Here is an 18,455-nt window from a genome sequence, read left to right as displayed (position 1 = left end):
ACTTTAAATAAATAATTTCATCATGAGCAAAAATGCACAATACCACCCCGTGGTAACAGAACTGGCCGATTTGATAACCAAATACAATTGGGAACAAAAATTTGAAGAGGCCATTAAAAAAGCAGGGACTAAAAATATTCCGCTCCTCAAATCAGTCACTGATATCCCCAGTTTACTTGATTGGTACAACGACCTTTTGTACTGGCAACCTCGAGAAAACAGTACGGGCAAAGACGTGTACAATCATCTTTGCGCTTCTTATTTTATCATTGATCAAGAGCCCGTTTTGTCTTTACAAACCAAGTTATTGCCACACCAAAGTATGCCACCAATTACTCCATTTTCGCAATGGATTGTTAATTATGCCAATGCAATGGGTGCTTTTATGGATACTCCCGAATCACTAACCCCCGAATATGAAGCCACATTTTATGCCTCACCAGCATATAATATGAGTGAATACATTAGGCCAAATGGCGGCTGGAAAACCTTCAATCAGTTTTTTGCAAGAAATTTTAAGCCGGGTTATCGCCCAGTGGCAGCGGTTGAAAATTCTGCAGTAGTAGTGTTTCCCGCCGATTGTACTTTTGCTGGTCAATGGGAAATCAGGGCTGATTCGCACGTAACTATCAAAAACCTTCATTGGCAAATAAGCGAACTGATGGAAGGCAGTCCCTATAAAGATCGTTTCAAAAATGGTATTTTTATGCATGCCTTTCTTAATACTACTGATTACCATCGCCTACATGCACCAGTAGGAGGAAAAGTGTTGGAGTCGCGGGTGATTCAGGGGCAAGCTTATCTCGAAGTAGATGCCATTGCAGATTTATCGAATAACGGTATTTTATTGCCCAAGAGGCATTTTGACGCACCTGATTCGCCGGGTTATCAATTTGACCAAACCCGAGGGTTGGTCGTAATAGAATCGTCAGTAGGTTTGGTTGCGGTATTGCCTATGGGGATGTGCCAAGTTTCATCAGTAATTACTACGGCTGAAGTTGGTGTAACACTTAGAAAAGGTGAAGAATTGGCCTATTTCCAGTTTGGTGGGTCCGACATCGTGTTACTGTTTGAATCTGCCACAAACCTGAGCATCACGGCCCAGCCCAATGTGCATTATAAAATGGGTACAAGGCTCGGAATGGCTTTTCCTGTGTGTTGAAAATATGCGAATTAATGTTTTAAAAATAATCAACTATGCCCAATTTTTGACGAACAGGGGGATGACTATGAAAAGTACTATTTAAGTAATGTTTAAACTTCTGTTTTTTCTCCAGCGGTAAAAAATACTGCTGGAGAAAAAACATTATGGGCTGATGTTTATGACCTCAAGAAAATCCCTAACCTATAATCTTGTATAATTCACCTTTTTTTGACACCCACTAAGGGTTGGAGGGGCTTTCTATTGACCTACGCTTAGAAATTAGAGAAATTCTATCATCACTAAGTGTTGCAAAACCTCAAATAGATTATGTACCTTAAAAAAATATAGAAGTCCTCATCTCCATAAGAATAACGTCCAAGATTGAACCATGCAAAAAATAGTATTCCTATTCTCAACTGCCTTCGTTCTCACAATGGCGGCCTTTGTTTCCAAAAAAAGGGCACAATCAGTCGCATCCCAAGTCCAAAAACCCAATGTAATCGTCATCGTAGCCGATGATTTGGGCTACAACGACGTGGGTTTTAATGGCTGTCAAGATATTCCAACGCCCCATATTGACCGTATTGCTAAGGCTGGCGTGGTGTTTTCGTCGGGGCATGTTTCGTTTGGTGTATGTAGCCCAAGCCGTGCGGGTTTGCTGACGGGCCGTTATCAATACCGTTTTGGTTATGAACGCAATCCACTATACGTAACAGGCGATAGTACAATGGGCTTGCCCCTTACTGAAGAGACAATGGCCGATGTGTTGGGGCGGTCGGGGTACAATAGTATGCTTGTGGGCAAATGGCACCTTGGAGCCCATAAGTCACTGCACCCTTTGAAACGTGGATTCAATGAGTTTTTTGGCTTCTTAGGCGGCGGACACCAATACTTCCCCGAAAATTTAACTCTCCAAAACCCCGAAGATGCCAATGGCGAAGGGGAAAGTTATAGAACAAAACTGAACAGAAATTATACTGTCGTTGAAGAAACTGAATATTTAACCGATGCTCTTTCCAGAGAAGCGGTGTCGTTTGTGGAAAGAAATAAACAAAAGCCGTTCTTCTTGTACCTTGCTTACAACGCCCCCCATGCCCCGCTACAAGCCACCGAAAAATACCTCAAGCGTTTTGAAAACATCAAAAATACCAAACGCCGCACCTATGCCGCTATGGTGAGTGCCGTGGATGATGGTGTAGGCAGATTGCTTGATAAATTGAAAGAAATTGGGCAAATTGACAATACGATTATTGTTTTTTTATCCGATAACGGTGGGCCTATTGCTGATAACGGTAGCAGCAATGCCCCCCTGCGTGGACAAAAAGGTAGCGTCTTTGAAGGCGGTATCCGCGTGCCTTTTGTAATGCAATGGACGGGTAAAATCCCCGCTAAATTGACGTACGATAAACCCATCATTGCCTTGGATATTTTAAGTACGGTTTTGGCAAATATCAAAGGCGCGGCCAAACCTAAAAACCCATTAGATGGCACTGATTTGTTGCCCTATCTAACCAATAAAACCAACAAAGCACCGCACGATTTTTTGTTTTGGCGGATGTACGACAGAGGCAATTATGCCATCATCCAGAAGGATGAAAAGAAAATGGTGGTATTGAAAGACAGCGTTTACTTATATGATTTGAAGAAAGAAATAAACGAAGCCACCAATAGCATAGATAAAGAAAAAAAATTGGCAGACGAAATGGGCAAGGCAAGAGTAAGGTGGGAAAAAGGAATGATTGCCCCTGTTTTCTTGGGATTAACCCAAAGAGAAGAGTACGAAAAGCTGAAAGGGATGACTTTAAAAAAATAAAGTCACAGTAGAATTGTCAATTTGTAAAACAGTAGTTTCTCGTAGCAAAAATGATTTTATAGATTGGTAGAATCTTATGCGCTAAATCCATCTTTCAAGAATTATTAGATAAATACCTTGGTGGTCAATGTACTATCGATGAAACACGCAAAGTGGAGGCTTGGTATAAAAGACAAAGTGGTGATAACGACCTCCTTGCCTTGCTGCCTGATGTAGATAAGCAATTGTTGGAAGATAAGACCTTAAAAAAATAAAAAGACGATTCAATGCTGTTTAATGTAAAAAAACTTGCCTAAAAAAGATGAATTTAAGCCTCAATGTATCCCTTTCAGAGAATTATTTTTGGGTGGATAAAATGAATAAAGCCTTTAGAAGTCCGTTACGTATGCTCATAAAATACACAATCGTGTTGTTGTTGGCTTTTCCTAGTCTAAAAGCGCAAAATAGTAAAGGCCAAGCACCCCAAAAACCAAATGTAGTTTTTATCCTTGTGGATGACTTGGGGCTGAGAGATTTAAGCTGTACAGGAAGCAAGTTTTACGAAACCCCTAATGTGGACAGAATTGCCAATGAAGGGACTGTTTTTACCCAAGGATATGCGTGTAGCGGCGTGTGTAGTCCTTCGAGGGCAAGTATCATGACGGGTAAATTTACGGCGAGGCATGGCATAACCGACTGGATTGGGGCAAAATCAGGCACGGAATGGCGGACCGAAAAACGATTCTCGAAGCTATTGCCTGCTGAATACGTCCATGAGTTATCCAAAGCCGACGTAATCTTGCCCGAGGTAATGAAAGCCAACGGGTACAAAACTTTTTTTGCGGGCAAATGGCACTTAGGCGAAAAAGGAAGCTACCCAGAAGACCACGGTTTTGACATCAACAAAGGTGGCTGGGAAGTAGGCAGCCCCAAAGGTGGGTATTTTTCTCCCTGGGAAAACCCTTCGTTGCCCAATGTCAAAGACGGTGAAAACCTCGAAATGCGACTGGCCAAGGAGACTTCGGCATTTATTGAGCAACAAAAAGATACGCCTTTTTTTGCCTTTTTATCATTTTACGCGGTGCATGGGCCCATTCAAACCACCGAAGCAAAATGGAAAAAGTACCGTGAGAAAGCCGAAAAAAATGGCCTTGCCCAAAACGGCTACGTGATGGAAAAAGATTTGCCGATTCGGCAAGTACAAGACAATCCCGTGTATGGCGGTTTGGTAGAAAGTATGGACGATGCCGTCGGTGAAGTGTTGAATACTTTGAAAAGGTTGAATTTGGAAGAAAATACCATCGTCATTTTCACCTCCGACAACGGAGGCGTTGCGTCGGGAGATGCTTTTTCGACGTCCAATTTGCCGCTGCGAGGAGGGAAAGGCTATCAATGGGAGGGGGGCATCAGGGAGCCGTACTTCATTAAAATCCCTTGGTTGAAAAAGCAGGTCAAACAAATTGATTTTCCAGCCACGGGGGCTGATTTCTTTCCGACTCTTTTAGATTTTGCCAATCTTCCGCTTTTGCCAAAACAACACATAGACGGCGTTAGCTTGAAGCCCTTGTTTGAAAATAAAACATTAAAAGACAGGGAGTTGTATTGGCATTATCCGCATTATGGAAATCAAGGAGGTCAGCCAAACTCTACCATCAGGTATAAAAATTGGAAGCTGATTCATTACTGGGAAGATGGGCATGATGAGCTTTATGATTTGGCCAAAGACCCCTACGAACAAACCGATTTAGCCGCAAAAAATCAAAAGGAAACGCAAAGGCTGAAGGCGAAACTGCTCAATTGGCTGAAAAGTGTAAACGCCAATTATCCCGTTCCAGACCCCGAATTTAACCCTGAATTGGCCCATAAAAAACACCAAAATAATGTAGAAGTATTGATGCCAAAACTCGAAAAAGAAAGGCTTAATTTTCTGAGGGTAGATTACCAACCCAACCAAAACTGGTGGAAAAGTAAAACGACCAAGGATTAATAAGACTTGATTTCGCGTCTATTCACATTCGATTTTCTAACTGCTTATTTTCGTGATAATGAACCCTTTGAAAAAGCTTTCGCTACTTATTGCATTCGTTGCCTTTTCTATACAGATTACAAAAGCCCAAGCAACGCTCCAAAAGCCCAATATCATTTTGATTTACGTGGATGATTTGGGTTATGGTGACATTGGCGTAAACGGCGCTGTGGGCGTAAAAACGCCCAATATTGATTTTTTGGCAAAGAATGGCGTCAATTTCAGTGATGCCCATTGCTCGGCTTCTACTTGTACCCCTTCTCGCTATTCTTTACTCACAGGCAGTCATGCTTTCAGGAGTCAAGCGGCCATTTTGCAAGGTGATGCGCCACTTCTGATAAATCCGAAACAAGGAAGCTTGGCAAGTATGCTCAAAAAAGCGGGCTACGCCACGGGCGTGGTCGGAAAATGGCATTTGGGCTTAGGCAATGGTACCTTGGATTGGAACCAAGAAATCAGTCCAGGGCCACGAGAAATTGGCTTTGATTATAGCTTTTTGATTCCCGCCACGGGCGATAGAGTGCCTTGCGTATTTGTTGAAAATCAAAAAGTAGTGGGCTTAGACCCCAACGACCCTATGAAGGTAAGTTACGGTGAACGAATAGAGGGGGGCTACCCAATCGGGACAGAAAACCCCGACCTGCTCAGAGTAGATGCCGACACACAGCACAAAAACGCTGTCATCAATGGTGTTAGTCGCATTGGTTTCATGAGTGGGGGCAAAAAAGCCTTGTGGACCGACGAAGACTTTCCCTTCGTATTGACACAAAAAGCCACATCATTCATCGAAAAGAACAAAACAAAACCATTTTTTCTGTTTTACGCTTACCATGATATTCACGTACCTCGTTTGCCACATCAGAAATTTCAGGGTAAAAGTAGTATGGGAGCAAGAGGCGATGTGATTGCTCAAATGGATTGGTGTACGGGCGAAATCATGAAAAAACTCAAAGCCGAAGGTTTGGATAAAAACACGATGATTATTTTCACGAGCGATAACGGCCCGATTTTGCAAGATGGCTACGCCGACAAAGCTGCTGAAATGGTCGGAAATCACAAACCTGCGGGGATTTATACAGGTACTAAGTACTCAATCTACGAAGGCGGAAACCGGGTACCAACCATTGTTTATTGGAACGGAACCGTAAAGCCCAAAAAAAGTGCCGCTTTATTATCCCAGATTGACTTATACGCTTCTTTGGCGGCCTTTTTGAAACAAGAAATACCTGCGGGTGATGCCCCCGACAGTCAGAATTTTATGGATTCTTGGTTGGGGAAATCCAATAAAGGAAGAGAGTATTTGTTGGAAGAGGGCTTTACGTATGCCCTCCGAAAAGGAGATTGGAAATACATCAAACCCACCAAATCAAATGGGGCAGACTGGATGAAAAATAAACAAATTGATAGCGGTCATAGAATAGAAAAACGGCTCTTCAATCTCAAAACTGACATCAAAGAAACTAAAAATCTTGCCGCTGAGCATCCCGATATTTTGAAAGAATTGGAACAAAAATTGAACGACATTATCACTTCTAAGATTCAACATTGAGCAAAAGATTTTCTCCTTCTGTGCTATCGTTTTAGATTTTGGAAATATTACCCCGTGCTCGACAAATTATTTGGAAAATCTTTTTTCGACAACGGAATTTCAGAATTTCCTACTATCACGCTTTTAGAATTGAACTTCTCAACTTTGTTTTTATTGACAATAAAAGCTCGATGGATTTGTATAAATGATAATGCTGGGAGAACTTTAAGAATCTGCTCAATGGTTGAGCGACATTTATAGGTCTTTTTATCAGTGTAAAATAGCAAATAGTTGCCTTCTGATGTGATATAGTTGATGTCTTCTATTGGCAATGCAACCTTGTATTCACCATCTTTTACCAAAATTGTAGGTTTGGGTTTGTCTTCTTTGGCAGATTTGATAATTGCCAATTCGACAGAGGCAACTAAGTCGCTGTTTTTAAATGGTTTGGTTAAATATGAATATGGCGAAGTTGCTACGGCTTCGCTGATAACTTTTGCGTTTTCGTAGGCAGTCAGATAAATAAATGGTACTTTTTGTTTGTTTTGAATGAGATTTCCCAAGCTGATACCGTCCATTTCGCCATCGCCAAGGTTGATGTCGAGAATGGCGAGGTCCACCAATTCTTTATCGAGAATCTTCAGGGCTTCGTCGGCATTTTTTGCTTCTAAAACCTGATAACCATTTTCTTGAAGAATCTTCTTGGTGAGTCTTCTATTCAGATAATCGTCTTCTACGACTAATATTACCTTTGAATTCATCTTTAAAAATAGATTTTCAGTTCAAAGCCTTTTTTGAGGTAGGTATCTATTTTACCATTGAGTTGGTCAATCAAACCTTTCATTATTTCTACGCCCAGCCCTTTGGTCTCTACATTTACAAAATCAAAACCTTCGCCATTGTCAATATAGTATAGGCAATTCTTCTTTGAATGTGCGTCATACGTAATTTCGATATTGATGATACCATTTTGCTGGTTTTTGAAGGCGTGTTTCATGCTATTGCTGACCAATTCGACGATTATCAGACCTAAAGGCAAAGCCTTTGTGATAGATAAAATTTCAACTTCGCAAGTGATAAACAAATTCACATTTTTAAATTTATTATCATACGAATCTTTGACGAGTTGGGAGAGATCTGTTATGTATCTTTTCAAATCAACGTCATTGACACTATCTGTTAAATTTAATTTTTTATGAAGCAGAGCAATCGAATGAATGCGATTTTGGTTGCTCTTAATCAAGTCGTCAATATTGCTATAATTTACTGATTCTTTCTGGATTTCTAAGATACTGATAACATACTGTAAATTATTTTTTACTCGGTGTTGCAACTCAGAAAGTAGCATTTGCTTCTGCTCCATTGTTTTTTCAATTTCATCTTTTTGAAGGCTTATTTCTCTGTTTTTATCCTTCAAAATAGCCACACCTTTTTGTTTCTGACGGTTGTTTCGTATCAAAATCAATGTCAGCAAGCCTAAAGAAATGAGAAATCCGATGAGTGCATTCTGCCTTATTGAGTTATCGTAATCTTTTTTTGCTTCTTTTAAATCTCGCTCACGTTGTTGTATAGTGTTTACGATATTTTGTGTCTGAATAATTCTTGTAGCGGTATAAAGGCTATCATTGGTAGCATTCAAAATTTTTAAATAACTGATGGCCTTTGAGGGGTTTTTATATTCATATATCTCAGCTAAAAGTTTTGCGGCACTTGCCGTCAGCACTAAATTTTTAAATTTTCTACCCCCATTTAAGGCTTTTTCGGCATAAAAAATAGCGGAGTCTGGTTGATGGATTGCATGAAAAACGCTTGCTAAATCAACCGATTGTTCTGATTCTAAAAAAGGATTACCAAATTTGTTCGAAAAACTCATTGCGATTTTTAAGTATTGCAATGCTTCTGCATAGTTTTTTCGTTTTTTTTCCACTCTGCCCATTATTGCATTGGCATACGATACCTCTATGGGAATATTCAGTTTTCGGCAATTAATATCTATTATTTCCGAATATTTCATTGCAGAATCATATTCATTTAGGTTTTCGTAAACCTCACCAATGTTATGGTAAATCAGCCATTTTCCGTTGTTGGGCAAGGAGTTGATTTCGGGGTGATGATAGGCTTTCAATAGCCATTCCAGCCGCTGTTTACTATCTTGTTGTTTTTCATAAACGAGTGCTATCAAATTATAAAATACGATTTCTAATTTGGGGTATTTGGTTTGACTTATTTTCAAACCTTCATAAGCAGTTTGCATCCCATTTTGCCAGTCGCCTGTAATGGTTGATACAAAACTTAAAGACTGTAAAGAAACCAATTCGCCGTAGGTGTATTTGAGTTTTCGGGCGAGCGTAATTGCCTCGGTGGCATACAACACCGCCTGCCGAGGCTCTGTCATGGTATGATACCTTGCCAAACGCCATAAGTTGATAACTCGATTGGTGTCTTCTTTAAAAACCGTCAGATTTTGTTTCAATTTATCGACCTCTTTCGTGGGCAAACTAAGTGGTTGACCAAAGCCAGAGGTAGCCAAAGCCGTGATTAGCAAAAGTGATATTTTAATGAGTTTGCTCGGCATAATTGCTAAAGAACTTCCCGAAAGGACTAAAACTTTCGGGAAGTTGATTTTATTTGCTTTAATAAATCTTTCTGTAAACTTAACACAAAATCGTATTCATTTTTGTGGTTTACAGAAGTCTATTTATTAATCTTTCAGACCATAAAACTCCTTCACTGCATTATAATCTGAGAAATCTACGGTGGCCTTGCGGCCATTGCGGAGGTCATTTGCTGGGATGATAACTATTCGGGTTGAAGCGGTAAGCGCTGCTGGCGAAGCTACTTTTCTATAAATATTGATCCCTGCGGTGTTCCCAGCAAAAGTGGTTTGTGTGTAGAATTCATGTTCAACTCCATTTGATGGAACAATACCAGGTATAGAATACCAACCATAAGGGGTTGCATTATTTGGTGTACCATCGGTCATATAGACTAATACAGCACTACTATTCATTATCGCCGTCGTGACATTGGAAGGGAAAACAAATTGTTGAGCTGAGCCTTTTGTTGTCGCCCAAGTTTTGGCTGGATATGAGATTTGAATCACGTTGGCATTGCCAGTCTGTCCTGTTGCCCCAGCTGCACCGGCAGGCCCAGCGGGTCCGGTGGCACCAGTCGGTCCCGCGGGTCCCACGGGTCCAACAGGCCCAGCGGGGCCTTCACAACTGGTAAACAATAAACTGCCGCATACTACAAGTACTGATAAAACGCCTGAAATAATGGATGATTTGTTCATAATAAAATGTGTGGCTTTGTCGGAGATTTGATTGGTTGATAAAAGGTTAAAATTTTCAATTTAATAATAGCCGATATGCAGTTTTGAGGTAATTATATGGTATTGAGACATAAATAACTGATCATTTTATACTACTTTACGTTCAGAATATCATGTCTCAATACTATAATTATGGTTTCATTGTACAGGTACTAATCTCCACATTTGACCCGAAACATTTTGGGTTTTATCCATAAATGCATTGCCAGAATATACAGACTTATTTTCGGGCTTATTGCCTTCCAGAGAGAAGTTGTTGCCATGGAGCATTGTACGTAATCTATAAAGGTGGTCGCCGTTGTTGGCACTCACTAAATCTAATCGCCATAGTTGACCAGTTACATCTTGACAATTATCCATAAAAGACCGACCATCTTTCTCTCCCCCGGCAGTATTAGCCTCCAAACATCTACCATCGCCCTGATCATTCGATTTTAAGCGATACCAACCTTTATTTTTAGCATCTGGAACCAATTTCCACATTGTTCCAGTCGCACCTTTTTGAGAAGACATAAACGATGCACCACTCATAACATTACTCGCTGAACCATTGCTTTCAAGAGATAGGGCGTCACCCGTGAATGCCGTCCGTAAATAATAATAGCCTTGATAATTAGGGCTAAAAGAACGCCCCCGCTCTTGGGCATAAGATGTTAATGAAAGGCCAATGAACAGAATCATTCCAAGGGTTTTTAAAGTTTTCATTTAGGTAAAGATTTACTATTTGTTGCCTACTCTGAATCAGCATTTTCGGCTTCCTGCTTTTTGATAATGTACCAAAGCTATTTTGCCATTCAGAGCCTCCAAAATTTCTGGGATAGAAGCTCGATTTTAGGGATAGAATGAAGATTTTGCTTACCTTAAATTCGTCATTATACCCAGCGCTAAGAGGTAGTTAATACATAGAAACTCACACTTTGGAACAATAGACAAAGTTTTGGAACAATAAACAAAGTCTTTGGAACAATAAGAGAAGCCTTTCAGAACCCCACTTTTTATCTTTGTTGTGTTTGGTAACCTATAAGAAAGAAGCCCATACATTACCCTACTTAAACCCTCTCAAAAATCAATGGAACAGCTCATTTCTTCTCAGTCTTCAACCATCGCGCCAGTATCGGAGTCAAATCGTATCAAAACCATTGATATGCTGCGAGGGTTCGCGCTACTCGGCATTTTATTAATGAACATTCCTGGCTTTTCAATGGCAGATTATTCGTTTGAAGTCTTCAAAAATGACCCCGACAACCCAAACTTTTGGCTTTACCAATTCATCGGTATTTTTTTTGAGGGCAAAATGAGGGCCATGTTCGGGATGGTGTTTGGGGCGGGCGTGTTGCTGTTTATTGCCAACAAAGGCACCAAAGGTGTTTCGGTTCATGCCCTCTATTACCGTCGTATGTTTTGGTTGCTGTTGTTTGGATTGATACACTCCCACTTGATTCTTTGGATTGGGGAGATTCTTTATCTCTATGCCGTTTGCGGTATGATTTTGTACCTTTTTCGTAACGTTCCGCCCAAATACTTGGTGTGGGCGGTACCTATCGTAGCAGTGGTTAGTTTTGTGGCAGGCACGATTCAGTACCAAGACATCCGCGAAAAACGAATTGCTTACGTGGAAGCCACCAAAGCCAAAAGTCAAAATCAAACGTTGACTGCCGCCCAAAACAAGGCATTGGCCGAATGGCGAGAAATAGAAAAAACCATGATTCCTAACCGTGAAGATGCCAAGGCCAATACCCTGAAAATGAAGTCGAATTATAGCACCGTGGCTAGTTATTTGCGCCCCATTGCTTTTGACATTCAGACCAAATATCTGCCCTTTGAAGTCTGGGATTCGTTGGCATTGATGCTGTTGGGGCTGGCACTTTTCAAATGGGGTTTTTTGACGGGCGCTTGGTCAAACAAAGATTATTGGACCGTTATCAAAATCGGATATGGCCTTGGCTTGCCGCTGGTGATTTACGCCAATTATTACGCTTTTTATCACTTCTCTACACTCGAAGCCAACCTCGCCCGCATGGAACAAGTGCCCATCAACTGGGTCAATTTGATTTATCCTTTTCAGCGTATTCTGTTGGTGATGGGCCATGCCGCTTCGCTGATTTTGCTCTACAAATCGGGCGTGGTGCAGGGCTTGATGAACCGCTTGGTGGCGGTAGGCCGCATGGCTTTCACCAATTATATCTCACACTCGGTGATATGTACGCTGTTTTTCTTTGGCTACGGTCTCAACTACTTTGCCGAACTGGAATTCTATCAAATTTACTTCGTGGCCTTTGCGATTTGGGTTTTTCAGTTGATTATCAGTCCGATATGGCTAAAATACTTCTTATTTGGCCCACTCGAATGGCTGTGGCGCAGCTTGACGTATTGGAAAATACAGCCTTTCAAAAAATAAAACTTGAAACAGTAAGTACCAATAACTTATACCGAAAACCTTAGTACTTATGCAAACTCAAGAAACCCTACAACCTACCATCAAATCCGAGCGGATCTTAGCAATGGACACCATTCGGGGCATTTCCCTATTCGGCATTTTATTGATGAATATTATCGTTTTTGGCTTATACAAAGCCTATTTTGACCCGACCAACAACGGAGGTGCCACGGGCTGGAACCTTACGTTTTGGTGGATGAATACGCTGTTTTTTGAAGGTACCATGCGCGGGATGTTTTCGATGTTGTTTGGCGCAGGGATCCTATTGTTTACTAGTCGTTCGGTCGAAAACAAGCAGGGCACAGTCGTAACCGATCTCTTTTTCCGCCGATTGATGTGGATGGTTCTTTTTGGGGTTATCCATTGCTATTTGCTGTTGTGGGATGGAGATATACTCTATACTTATGGCATTGTGGGCATGTTTGCGTTTAGTTTTAGACATCTTGCACCCAAATATCTCATCCTGGCATCGGCTATTATCTTAATCGTTGCGGCTGCTTTTAATGTAAAGGATTATTTCAAAATTAAAGATGCTTTTGGAAAGGTTACAATAGCCCAAACGAAAAAAACAACTGGGGAAAATCTCGTCAAAGAAGATTCTACTGCTATTGAAAAGTGGAATGCAATCCTAAAAGAAGAAAAAGCGACTCCCACACAAGTAAAGGAAGAAATGACTGCTCGAAGTAAAGGGTATTGGAGTATTGTGATGCACAAATTGCCTGTGAATCAATACATGGAGACGACGTTTCTATACTTTCTCAATTTTTGGGATACGCTGGCTATGATGCTGTGGGGCATGGCATTTTTCAAATTGGGCATTTTAAAAGCTGCCAAATCGAATCGGTTTTATTGGCTTATGGCATTGATGGGCTATGGTATCGGTATTACCATTAATTATTTTGAAGGGTCGCACATCGTATCCTCAAATTTTTCTATTCTGTCTATCTACAAAACCTTTATGACTTATAATCTGGGCAGAATCCCCACCACCTGCGGGCATATTGCCCTCATCATGCTATTTGTCAAATCAGGTTTCCTTCCTTTTCTACAAAAATCGTTGGCGGCAGTGGGGCAAATGGCCTTTACCAATTACATCACTCATTCTATTATTTGCAATTTCATATTCTTGGGTTATGGCTTTTCGATGTACGGCAAATTGCAGCGCTATGAGTTGTATTACATCGTTATCAGCATTTGGGTTTTTCAATTGATTGTTAGCCCGATATGGTTAAAGTATTTCCGTTTCGGCCCACTCGAATGGCTCTGGCGGAGTTTGACGTATTGGAAATTGCAGCCGATGAAGCGGTAGTTTCTACAAAGCCCGAAGTTGGTTTTCTAATGATTGTAAATCGTTCTGCACGATGTACCAAAGAATTTCATAGTCAACACCAAAATAACCATGAATCAGTCTATTGCGAAAACTAATAACACCATGCCAAGCTATTTCAGCATGTTCATTTTGGAAGGCTTCGGGTAATTGGTTGGCAGCCTCACCGATGATTTCAAAATTTCGTTCAACGGCATCACCAGTGCGGCCGGCTATCAGCCATAAAACTGTCAAAATCTAAGCCGTTAGTGTAAGTTTTGATTTTAGAGATAGCCAAAAGCATATCAGCTATCAGTAATTCAGGATTACGCTTAGACATCAATCAAGTCGGGTTCGATGGCGGCAAAATAAGCAGGTTTGATACCATTGCGAGAAACCAAATCAACGGGCATTTGGAGATAAGCTTCTAATTCTTTTGCCAAATTAAAAAACTGAAAACCAATGGGTTTGTCAAATTCAACCAAAATATCAACATCACTCAATAGCGTTGTTTCGTTACGTGCTACCGACCCAAAAATAGCCAAACGGCTAATTGGGTAGTGTTTCAGCAATTCAGGTTTGATTGCTACCAAAAGGTTTTTGATTTTTTGAGATTCAATCATGCCCATTTTATTTTTAGTACAAAACTATTCAATTTATATCAAACCCAATGAATCAAACGCTTTTCCTCTAATCAACAACTGGACGCACTCGTTTCTGAAATCACCACTTAGAATGGCTCTGGCGAAGTTTGACGTATTGGCAAATGCAGCCTTTTAAAAAATAAAAATCGCTCAAAACTTTCCCCATTTTTTAACGATAAAACAATTGACAACAATGAAAAGAAGGATATTTTTGAAAACCTCGGCTTTATCAGCCGTTGCGGTATCGGCTACTGGCTTTGTACGTTTAGAAGGCGACCGCTACGTGGGCGACTGCGAAACAACCTCCGATGTTTTAGGCCCATTTTACCGCCCCGACAGCCCAGTTCGGAGCAGCCTCGTCATTAAAGGCGAAAAAGGCGCCCCGATTGAATTATTCGGCAAAATCAAACACGACGATTGCATCACACCCTACAAAAACGCCAAAATAGAACTTTGGCATTGCAACGGCAACGGCGTATATGACAACGAATCGGCTGATTTTAAATATCGAGGTACGCTCTATTCTGATAATGAAGGTAATTACTCTTTCAAAACCATTTTGCCGGTTCCTTACGGTGAGGGCGACAACTACCGACCAGCGCATTTTCACCTGATGATTTCTGCCGAAGGCTATCAGCCATTAGTGACTCAACTTTATTTTACGGGCGACCCTTGGCTTGAAAAGGATAGTGGTTCGGCTTCTCCAACCGCCAAAAGAAGGATTCTGGAAGTCCAAAATCTGAAAGATGGAAGCAAAAAAGTATCTTTTGATGTTAGTATGGCTAAAAAACTCGCCGCAGAACCTGCTGCACTTGACCGTTTGATTGGCATTTATGTGAATGAAAAAGATGCGAATAAAAAAACCGAACTTATCAAAAAAGACAAACAATTATGGATAAAAGGCGACAAAGCAAATGGTATGCCTTTCGGGATGAATTTAGAATACATCACTAACAACACTTTCACAATATCGGGGGTGCCACCCAAGTATCAATTATCTTTTGTTTTTGAAGTTATGCCTTCTGGTGCCGTAAAAATGATGGAAAATTTTACCAATGAGAAAGGAGAGAAGGAGACAACAGTATCGGTGAAAGGGAAGTGATGGAGAGAACTATCGGGTCGCCCACGCCCGATACTACCACAAAAAACTACAACCTTTTATTGCAACCGATAAAGCCACAAACGGGCAAGTATGATGTCTATGTTTATCTGTAAAAACGACAAGGCTGCCACGGGGCGCGACTTGATGATGTTGAGTCAAGTAGGGTTTGAGAGGTGATAACTATTTTTCAATCAAAAAACCAATTTTCAAAATGAAAAAATTAATCATTTCTCTAATTGTTTTTATAGGCTGTTCAAGCCTATACACTTTTGCACAACAAAAGCCCTTGCCAAAAGGATTCCCATCTGAATGTCCTACTAATCTACCTAAGTTGACAAATGAGGTGAATCTCTCCCCACAACGAATGCGTTCTGATTCTTTGATTGAAACAAGGAAAAAATATTTACCCCTTACTAAAGAGAGTGTTGGGGAAATAATTGAAATACTTGAAAGCGCCATAGCCGCAGATACAACCAATGACAGGGCCTACTATACATTGAGTGACATTTACGGTTCAGCACCGAGATTTGCAGGTATGCAAAAGAAAATGGGAAGTGAAAAATCGTTGGAATATTTCTTTAAAGCCTTTTCTTTAAATCCTCACAGTGTTACGGGACTCAGAGGAATAGCAGAGGGGAAAATAGCATTACAGAACGACTATACCTGTGCAAGAGAAATTCTGGAGCGAATTTTAAAAGTAGACACTAAAAATGCGTGGATAAGATTTGAATATGCCATCTTATTGGCAGCGCAAAACAATTTTACCGAAGCTTATAAAGTAAGAGAAAAAGCCCTTGCCGATGCCGACAGTGTGACAAGACGAAGCATCCTTTACAACTCCACACGTATGCGTTTTATGGCACATGACTACGATTGGGTTATTAATTATAGCGATAGTCTTATTGCCCGTAATCCTGGCGGTGCAGTTCTTCATTTTTATAAAGGGCTTGCATTGGCAGAGCTTGGAAAGTTCGACAAAGCTTTGGAAGAAAGTAAACTTGCCACACCATCGCTACAAGGTGATGCGGGTGGTGTAGGCCATCTTGCCCGTGCCTATGTTCAGGCCGGTGACATTGAAAATGGAAAAAAGGCACTTCAAGAATTATTAGACAGGTTTGGAAGAGGTGAACATGTGGTGAAATATCAAATAGCTGGAGTCTATGAAGCACTTGGTGATTTCGACAACACGTTTATGTGGCTCAACAGAGTTGTGGAAGATGGCGATGGTATTCATGGTTGGTTGCTTTGGCTCAACCATGACCCTCGTTGGCAACGTATCAGAAGTGATAAAAGATTTAAGGAACTTACAAATAAAGCTGGCTTGTGACAAGCATCAATAATTAAAAGGCTACCCGTCTCAGCAAGTCTTGAATGAAATGGGGACTTGGTGTTTTTGTCACAACGACCAAGTAACCACCGTCCTCTCAGCATTTTCGCTATTTTCAATCAAAAAATCAATTTTAAAATGAAAAAAAATATCTTTTTTCTGACAACCCTACTTCTTACTTTTTTAACAATCACCAAAACGATTGCACAATCCTCAGCGAAGTGATTTCTCAATTTTTAAGAATAAACCCCTTCTACAATGAAAAGAAGAACACTTTTAAGAAGTACGGCCCTATCAGTTATTGCTGTAAGTACTGCTGCTATTCTTGGATTTCAACTGAAATCAGCCTCTTTTGACATTCCGAAAACTTGGGATATAGCTGAAATTACCAAGTTTATGCTTCCCCCAACGGATGCGGCGGTATCAGTTACACCCATTTCAGAGGAGTATTATTACAAACTTCCCGAGAGAAAAATTTTTAAAAGCTACCCCATACTTTTAACAGATGATACGGAGGCAAATCGAAAATATATAGATTCGCTAAAATCGCTTGACCCTGTTGATATATTTCAAAACGAACCCAAAACGGAACAAGACCTAATTCGATTAGGTGAAGAAGTGTTTAGTGCACCATTAGCCACGTTTGACTATTCAGATAGTTTTCTTACGGAGCTTAAAGCATCTATCAAAAATGCCGAAATTCCTATTTCTAAAAAAACATTTCCGTATTATTCCTACGTGGTTGATGAAAAATCAAAAATTAAGGTTGGCGTTTTTTCATGTGCCATGTGCCACACTCGGGTAATGCCAGATGGTACAACTATAAAGGGGGCACAAGGAAATTTCCCTTTGGATAAAATAGATGGATTTGGTGCTGAAAACGCATTAAAATCATTGCCTAAGGAAAAGTTGAAAGAATTTGATGAAGGAATGAGAGCTGGCAGGAATATGTTGCAAAAAGCACCTTGGGTTAGTCATTCTTCTCAAACTGAACTTGATACCATTAGTGCAGCCAGAATTATCGCTTACTTAAAAGCAATCCCATCGGGTGTAATGATAAGGCATGGTTCAAATTATAATCAGCCAACAAATATTCCTGACTTAATCGGCATCAAAGACAGGAAATATCTTGATTATACGGGATTGATGATGCACCGCAATATTGGCGATATAATGCGGTATGCAGCATTTAACCAATTATTGGATATGCTCAATAGTTATAATGGTTATATACCCGCCGCTACTGATTTCAAGACCTTACCCGAAGTTGGCAAGGCGCCGTTTTTAGGATGCTCTGACCGCTATTCTGAAATGCAATTATATGCTTTGGGGAAATATTTGTATTCATTAAAAGCACCTAAAAACCCAAATTCATTTCCGCCAGATTTGGTTAAAAAAGGTGAATTGGTTTTTAAACGGGAAGGATGTGTTACCTGCCACACACCACCACTCTATACAAACAATAAATTAACACCCGTTGATGGTTTTACCCCCCCTGCAAGTCATTATAAATCATACGACATTTTTGATGTTTCAGTCGAAACCAATCCTGAATTAGCCTTATATACAAGGCGTGGTACAGGATATTACAAAGTTCCTTCACTATTAGGCGTTTGGTATCGCAGTCCATTTGGGCATAGTGGCAATGTAGCGACTTTGGAAGATTGGCTCGACAAACGAAGACTTGACGATGATTATGTTCCTACTGGATTTAAACCCGCCTTCGCCAAAACAATGGCAATAAAAGGACATGAATTTGGAATGGATATCACAAAAGAGGAAAAAACAGCATTGATAGCATTTCTTAAAACGCTTTAA

Annotated in this window: 15 protein-coding genes; 9 read left to right on the top strand and 6 right to left on the bottom strand. The window is 40.5% G+C overall.

Annotated elements, in window-relative coordinates; all coding sequences use genetic code 11:
- The first annotated feature begins 22 nt into the window (after positions 1–22).
- The 4 genes from NCI00_RS04430 (at position 23) to NCI00_RS04415 (ending at position 6,511) form a co-directional block, all read left to right on the top strand.
- On the top strand, positions 23–1,162 hold the full coding sequence (locus tag NCI00_RS04430) for a phosphatidylserine decarboxylase (protein WP_253525409.1): 1,140 nt from the start codon (positions 23–25) through the stop codon (positions 1,160–1,162).
- A 370-nt stretch (positions 1,163–1,532) separates the two neighbouring features.
- Positions 1,533–2,957, top strand: coding sequence for a sulfatase-like hydrolase/transferase (locus tag NCI00_RS04425; RefSeq protein ID WP_253525407.1), 1,425 nt, complete (start codon positions 1,533–1,535; stop codon positions 2,955–2,957).
- Between the two features lie 301 nt (positions 2,958–3,258).
- Entirely contained in the window at positions 3,259–4,923 is a 1,665-nt protein-coding gene (locus NCI00_RS04420) for a sulfatase (protein WP_253525405.1), read from the top strand.
- A gap of 58 nt (positions 4,924–4,981) precedes the next feature.
- Positions 4,982–6,511: a sulfatase family protein gene (locus NCI00_RS04415; protein WP_253525403.1), complete on the top strand. Its 1,530-nt coding sequence runs from the start codon at positions 4,982–4,984 to the stop codon at positions 6,509–6,511.
- A gap of 47 nt (positions 6,512–6,558) precedes the next feature.
- On the opposite strand, the gene NCI00_RS04410 is transcribed toward NCI00_RS04415, so the two are convergent.
- From NCI00_RS04410 to NCI00_RS04395, 4 genes are all read right to left on the bottom strand, one after another.
- Entirely contained in the window at positions 6,559–7,251 is a 693-nt protein-coding gene (locus tag NCI00_RS04410; protein ID WP_253525402.1) for a LytR/AlgR family response regulator transcription factor, read from the bottom strand.
- Between the two features lie 2 nt (positions 7,252–7,253).
- Entirely contained in the window at positions 7,254–8,804 is a 1,551-nt protein-coding gene (locus tag NCI00_RS04405) for a tetratricopeptide repeat-containing sensor histidine kinase (RefSeq protein WP_253525400.1), read from the bottom strand.
- 387 nt (positions 8,805–9,191) lie between these two features.
- Positions 9,192–9,782, bottom strand: coding sequence for a collagen-like protein (locus tag NCI00_RS04400; protein WP_253525398.1), 591 nt, complete (start codon positions 9,780–9,782; stop codon positions 9,192–9,194).
- A 177-nt stretch (positions 9,783–9,959) separates the two neighbouring features.
- Positions 9,960–10,526 (bottom strand): RICIN domain-containing protein, encoded by a 567-nt coding sequence (locus NCI00_RS04395; protein ID WP_253525397.1) that lies wholly within the window; start codon positions 10,524–10,526, stop codon positions 9,960–9,962.
- A 364-nt stretch (positions 10,527–10,890) separates the two neighbouring features.
- Here NCI00_RS04395 and NCI00_RS04390 point away from each other — a divergent pair, with 364 nt between their 5' ends.
- Both NCI00_RS04390 and NCI00_RS04385 read left to right on the top strand, forming a co-directional pair.
- Positions 10,891–12,219, top strand: coding sequence for a DUF418 domain-containing protein (locus tag NCI00_RS04390; protein WP_253525395.1), 1,329 nt, complete (start codon positions 10,891–10,893; stop codon positions 12,217–12,219).
- A 49-nt stretch (positions 12,220–12,268) separates the two neighbouring features.
- Entirely contained in the window at positions 12,269–13,567 is a 1,299-nt protein-coding gene (locus NCI00_RS04385) for a DUF418 domain-containing protein (protein WP_253525394.1), read from the top strand.
- Positions 13,568–13,570: 3 nt separating this feature from the next.
- Here NCI00_RS04385 and NCI00_RS04380 read toward each other — a convergent pair whose 3' ends face one another.
- Positions 13,571–13,819, bottom strand: a complete 249-nt coding sequence (locus tag NCI00_RS04380; protein WP_253525392.1) for a HepT-like ribonuclease domain-containing protein — start codon at positions 13,817–13,819, stop codon at positions 13,571–13,573.
- A 77-nt stretch (positions 13,820–13,896) separates the two neighbouring features.
- Positions 13,897–14,187, bottom strand: coding sequence for a nucleotidyltransferase family protein (locus tag NCI00_RS04375; RefSeq protein WP_253525390.1), 291 nt, complete (start codon positions 14,185–14,187; stop codon positions 13,897–13,899).
- Between the two features lie 214 nt (positions 14,188–14,401).
- Here NCI00_RS04375 and NCI00_RS04370 point away from each other — a divergent pair, with 214 nt between their 5' ends.
- From NCI00_RS04370 to NCI00_RS04360, 3 genes are all read left to right on the top strand, one after another.
- Positions 14,402–15,310 carry a dioxygenase family protein gene (locus tag NCI00_RS04370; protein ID WP_253525388.1) on the top strand — a complete coding sequence of 303 codons (909 nt, stop codon included), beginning with the start codon at positions 14,402–14,404 and terminating at the stop codon, positions 15,308–15,310.
- A gap of 211 nt (positions 15,311–15,521) precedes the next feature.
- A complete protein-coding gene (locus tag NCI00_RS04365; protein WP_253525387.1) occupies positions 15,522–16,637 on the top strand; it encodes a tetratricopeptide repeat protein in 1,116 nt (371 codons plus the stop codon).
- 258 nt (positions 16,638–16,895) lie between these two features.
- A complete protein-coding gene (locus NCI00_RS04360; protein ID WP_253525386.1) occupies positions 16,896–18,455 on the top strand; it encodes a hypothetical protein in 1,560 nt (519 codons plus the stop codon).

Origin of the sequence: Runella salmonicolor (genome assembly GCF_024158025.1) — a bacterium.
Classification (GTDB): Bacteria; Bacteroidota; Bacteroidia; order Cytophagales; family Spirosomataceae; genus Runella; species Runella salmonicolor.
Note: the sequence above shows the minus strand (reverse complement) of the source record. Positions and strands in the feature narration are given on the sequence as shown.

Bases quoted from the DNA above. Each gene is read 5' to 3' on its own strand.
- NCI00_RS04430 (WP_253525409.1), top strand. From the start codon at position 23: ATGAGCAAAAATGCACAATACCACCCCGTGGTAACAGAACTGGCCGAT.
- NCI00_RS04425 (WP_253525407.1), top strand. From the start codon at position 1,533: ATGCAAAAAATAGTATTCCTATTCTCAACTGCCTTCGTTCTCACAATG.
- NCI00_RS04420 (WP_253525405.1), top strand. From the start codon at position 3,259: ATGAATTTAAGCCTCAATGTATCCCTTTCAGAGAATTATTTTTGGGTG.
- NCI00_RS04415 (WP_253525403.1), top strand. From the start codon at position 4,982: ATGAACCCTTTGAAAAAGCTTTCGCTACTTATTGCATTCGTTGCCTTT.
- NCI00_RS04410 (WP_253525402.1), bottom strand. From the start codon at position 7,251: ATGAATTCAAAGGTAATATTAGTCGTAGAAGACGATTATCTGAATAGA.
- NCI00_RS04400 (WP_253525398.1), bottom strand. From the start codon at position 9,782: ATGAACAAATCATCCATTATTTCAGGCGTTTTATCAGTACTTGTAGTA.
- NCI00_RS04395 (WP_253525397.1), bottom strand. From the start codon at position 10,526: ATGAAAACTTTAAAAACCCTTGGAATGATTCTGTTCATTGGCCTTTCA.
- NCI00_RS04390 (WP_253525395.1), top strand. From the start codon at position 10,891: ATGGAACAGCTCATTTCTTCTCAGTCTTCAACCATCGCGCCAGTATCG.
- NCI00_RS04385 (WP_253525394.1), top strand. From the start codon at position 12,269: ATGCAAACTCAAGAAACCCTACAACCTACCATCAAATCCGAGCGGATC.
- NCI00_RS04375 (WP_253525390.1), bottom strand. From the start codon at position 14,187: ATGATTGAATCTCAAAAAATCAAAAACCTTTTGGTAGCAATCAAACCT.
- NCI00_RS04370 (WP_253525388.1), top strand. From the start codon at position 14,402: ATGAAAAGAAGGATATTTTTGAAAACCTCGGCTTTATCAGCCGTTGCG.
- NCI00_RS04365 (WP_253525387.1), top strand. From the start codon at position 15,522: ATGAAAAAATTAATCATTTCTCTAATTGTTTTTATAGGCTGTTCAAGC.
- NCI00_RS04360 (WP_253525386.1), top strand. From the start codon at position 16,896: ATGAAAAGAAGAACACTTTTAAGAAGTACGGCCCTATCAGTTATTGCT.